The organism is Nitrospinaceae bacterium (assembly GCA_018669005.1).
GTDB lineage: Bacteria > UBA8248 > UBA8248 > UBA8248 > UBA8248 > UBA8248.
In genome coordinates this window covers 1-4092 of sequence record JABJAL010000041.1, presented here as the reverse complement: position 1 = coordinate 4092, position 4092 = coordinate 1, and the positions used below count along the sequence as shown (strand labels likewise).

Below are 4092 nucleotides of genomic sequence, written 5' to 3'. Positions count from 1 at the left end.
GCGCCCTTGAAGATGTTATGCGCGATGACAAACAGATCCTTCTGGTTGCCCAGAAAAATGCTGCTCAGGATGACCCGACCCCAGAGGACATCTATACCGTCGGTACTATCGGCACGGTTCTGCAATTGCTTAAATTACCCGATGGCACAGTAAAGGTATTGGTTGAGGGTGGTGAGCGCGCCAAGATTACCGACTATCGCGAGAACAAGGATTTCTTTCAGGCCTATGCCGAAATTCTGCCTGACGGTGTTGCTGACGATCAGGAGGTCGAAGCCTTATCGCGTACGGTAATTGGCCAGTTTGAACAGTATATAAAGCTCAACCGAAAGATCCCGCCAGAGGTGATGGTCTCGATCAACCAGATTGAGGACCCCTGCAAGCTCGCCGATACGGTGGCTTCGCATCTGGCCTTGAAGATTCCCGAAAAACAGGAGCTTCTTGAGACTGAATCGGTCACCGAACGTCTGGAAAAGGTCTTTTCCTATATGGAAGGTGAGATCGGCGTTCTGCAGGTGGAAAAGCGCATTCGTAACCGGGTCAAGCGCCAGATGGACAAGACTCAGCGCGAGTATTATCTCAATGAACAGATGAAGGCGATTCAGAAGGAACTCGGCGAGATCGACGAGGGTCGCGACGAGGTTTCAGAAATAGAAGAGCGCCTCAAGAAGACCAAACTGTCGAAGGAAGCCCTCGAAAAGACGACGACCGAGATTAAAAAGCTCAAGAACATGAGCCCGATGTCGGCCGAGGCGACGGTTGTGCGCAATTATCTCGACTGGATTCTTTCTATTCCCTGGCAAAAGCGCTCGCGGGCCAACCGCGACCTGAAAAAGGCGGTCAAGATTCTTGATGCCGACCATTTCGGTCTGGAAAAGGTCAAGGAACGGATCATCGAATATCTTGCCGTGCAATTGCGGATGAAAAAGATGAAGGGGCCGATCCTCTGCCTTGTCGGTCCGCCGGGTGTCGGCAAGACCTCGCTGGGAAAATCTCTGGCGCGTGCTACGGGACGGAATTTTGTCCGTATGTCGCTTGGCGGCGTGCGTGATGAGTCGGAAATACGCGGTCACCGACGTACTTATATAGGGTCAATGCCGGGCAAGGTTATCCAGGGCATGAAAAAGGCCAAATATTCCAACCCTCTATTCCTGCTTGATGAGGTGGACAAGCTTGGCGCTGACTGGCGCGGAGACCCGGCCTCGGCACTTCTGGAAGTTCTCGATCCTGAGCAGAACAGCTCTTTTAACGACCATTATCTAGAGGTTGATTACGATCTTTCAGATGTCATGTTCGTTACCACGGCCAATACCATGCGGATGCCCCAGCCGCTTCTTGATCGCATGGAGATCATCCGTATTTCCGGTTACACCGAGGATGAAAAGGTTGAGATCGCCAAGCGCCACCTGATCCCCAAACAGATCAAAAATCACGGTCTGAAAAAAGGTGAGTGGTCAATCTCCGACAGCGCCGTTCATGACATCGTTCGCTATTACACCCGCGAGGCCGGGGTGCGTAACCTGGAGCGCGAGATCGCCAACCTGACCCGCAAGGCGGTGAAGGAAGTGCTGATGTCGTCGAAGAAAAAAGTCACAGTCACATCGCGTAATCTCGCTAAATATGCCGGAGTTCGGCGCTTTAGCTACGGTGAAGTCGAAGAAGAGAGCCTGGTTGGCGTCACCACCGGGCTTGCCTGGACTGAAGTGGGTGGCGAATTACTCTGTATTGAGGCCGTTACGATGCCCGGTAAAGGGGCAATCTCCCATACTGGCACCCTTGGCGATGTGATGAAGGAATCGGTTCAGGCGGCGCGCAGTTTTGTCCGTTCCCGTTCGATTGCCTTTGGTATTAAGCCGACGATCTTTGAAAAACGCGATATTCATGTTCATGTACCCGAGGGGGCAACGCCCAAGGACGGCCCTTCGGCCGGGGTGGCCATGTGTACATCGATCGTTTCCGCCCTGACCGGTATTCCTGTGCATAAAGATGTCGCCATGACTGGCGAGATAACCCTGCGTGGTCGGGTTCTTCCTATCGGCGGCCTGAAGGAAAAACTTCTCGCAGCACTCAGGGGGGGAATCAAAACGGTCATTATTCCGAAAGAGAATGAAAAGGATCTGGCCGAGATTCCTGACAATGTAAAGAAGGGTATGGAGATTATTCCTGTATCGACTGTTGACGAGGTTTTGGAAAAAGCACTGGTCTCACCACTGGTTCCCATTGAGTGGACCGAGGAAGACCAGAAAGATGCTCTGGCTGAGGCTTCGAAGGATAAGGATCATGACAGCTTCGTAACCCACTGATCTGCTGTTGAAAAGGTCGCTACAGCTAATTTTTGTCAATTTAAGGGGGTAAAAAAAGCTGGGGAAAACCTTGTTTCCGTGATTGACGAATCTGTTTTTTCCCATCTAAACTCGCACCTCTTCACCGGGGAATACCTTATGGTGAAGCGGTCCAGTTCTAGACAAACCAGTTTAATGAACTTCTATTTTCATCCCGCACTTAAAAGAGGGGGGAGTACACAGTGAATAAAAATGATCTTGTTGCGTCTGTTGCATCTAGCGCAGATATTTCCAAAGCCGATGCTGCAAAAGCCGTTGATGCAACGCTTGATGCTATTACCACATCCATGAGCGGTGGCACCGAGGTGCGTCTTGTTGGATTCGGCACCTTCAGCGTGACAGACCGTCGCGCCTCTGAGGGCCGTAATCCCCGCACTGGCGAGAAAATTCAGATTCCCGCTTGTAAGGTTCCAAAGTTCAAGGCCGGTAAGGCTCTGAAGGATGCTGTGAACTAAGCACTGAATTTCGAGTTTTATATTCGCCCCTCCGGGGGCGTCGGGAGTGCCGGTCGTTGAAAAACGGCCGGCATTCTTTTATGGTTCCCCTTGATTTTGACCGGCAGGGTAGGCACGGTCCCGGTATTCATGATTGAGGGCGGTTAGCTCAGCTGGTAGAGCATCTCGTTTACATCGAGAGGGTCGGCGGTTCAAACCCGTCACCGCCCACCATGAAGATGGGTAAAACAGGACTCTAAAGTGGCCTTGAAGGCCCCCTTATTGCCGTAGAGGCGAGTTTTTCACGCCAACCGCTTGACAGCTTGAAGGGGGGGCCGTAGAAGAACGCCTCCTCAGTTGTTTCACCGTAATTTTTTGCGGTTCCAATGGGGGTGTAGCTCAGCTGGTTAGAGCGCCGGCCTGTCACGCCGGAGGCCGCGGGTTCGAGTCCCGTCACTCCCGCCATTTTCCCGATTAATCCAACCATCCCCATTTCCACAGGTCTGTCAAAACCCCTTGATGAATCAAGGGCTTTTTTAGTCTTTTTAATGCTGATCCGGCTTTCCTTCCGGGCAATCGCTTTCTATAATGCCTCTACAATATATGGGTGTGATATCCCCGACCTGAAGTGTATTTCGGGTTCGGTGGTATTTGCTCACATGGGTCGCAGTGGCTGCTGCTCATACCAGCCAGGGCCAGACAGGGATTTATTAGATTGACTAGCTTTCTCGCCGAATACCTGCCGATTCTTGTCTTCTTTTTTATCGCCTTTGGTTTGGCCGGATTTATCCTGCTTGCGTCCTGGATCATTGCTCCCCAGCATCCCGATACGGAAAAGCTTTCTCCCTATGAATGCGGGTTCGAACCTTTCGAAGACTCACGGGGCCGGTTTGATGTTCGTTTTTATCTCGTCGCCCTTCTCTTCATTATTTTTGATCTTGAGGTCGCCTTTCTTTTTCCCTGGGCCGTGGCGCTTGGCGACATCGGTCTTTTTGGATTTTGGTCGATGGTCTTTTTTCTCGGCGTCCTGACGATCGGGTTTATTTATGAATGGCGGAAGGGGGCTCTTGAATGGGAATAGATTCGACTTCTCGCCAAGGCCCCAAGGGTGTGCTTCTTCCCGGCACCGAACAGGATGTTCTTGTAAGCAGTATTACCGGTGAGTTGGCCGATAAAGGATTTATCGTCGCCAAGCTTGATAATCTGGTGAACTGGGCGCGTACCGGTTCTTTATGGCCTATGACCTTCGGTCTTGCCTGTTGCGCGGTTGAGATGATGCAGTCGGCGGCCAGCCGCTATGATTATGATCGCTTCGGCAT

Annotated in this window: 3 protein-coding genes, 2 tRNA genes and 1 pseudogene; all 6 read left to right on the top strand. The window is 51.8% G+C overall.

What is annotated here, in order from left to right; all coding sequences use genetic code 11:
* Window positions 1-2300 (top strand): endopeptidase La (gene lon, locus HOJ95_05650; protein ID MBT6394166.1); only part of this gene is annotated, 2300 nt, incomplete at its 5' end.
* A 221-nt stretch (window positions 2301-2521) separates the two neighbouring features.
* Window positions 2522-2794: an HU family DNA-binding protein gene (locus tag HOJ95_05645; protein MBT6394165.1), complete on the top strand. Its 273-nt coding sequence runs from the start codon at window positions 2522-2524 to the stop codon at window positions 2792-2794.
* A 137-nt stretch (window positions 2795-2931) separates the two neighbouring features.
* Window positions 2932-3007 (top strand) — tRNA-Val (locus HOJ95_05640).
* Window positions 3008-3161: 154 nt separating this feature from the next.
* Window positions 3162-3238, top strand: a tRNA-Asp gene (locus HOJ95_05635).
* 250 nt (window positions 3239-3488) lie between these two features.
* Window positions 3489-3854, top strand: coding sequence for an NADH-quinone oxidoreductase subunit A (locus HOJ95_05630; GenBank protein ID MBT6394164.1), 366 nt, complete (start codon window positions 3489-3491; stop codon window positions 3852-3854).
* A 32-nt stretch (window positions 3855-3886) separates the two neighbouring features.
* Window positions 3887-4092 (top strand): annotated as a pseudogene (locus HOJ95_05625) (NADH-quinone oxidoreductase subunit B).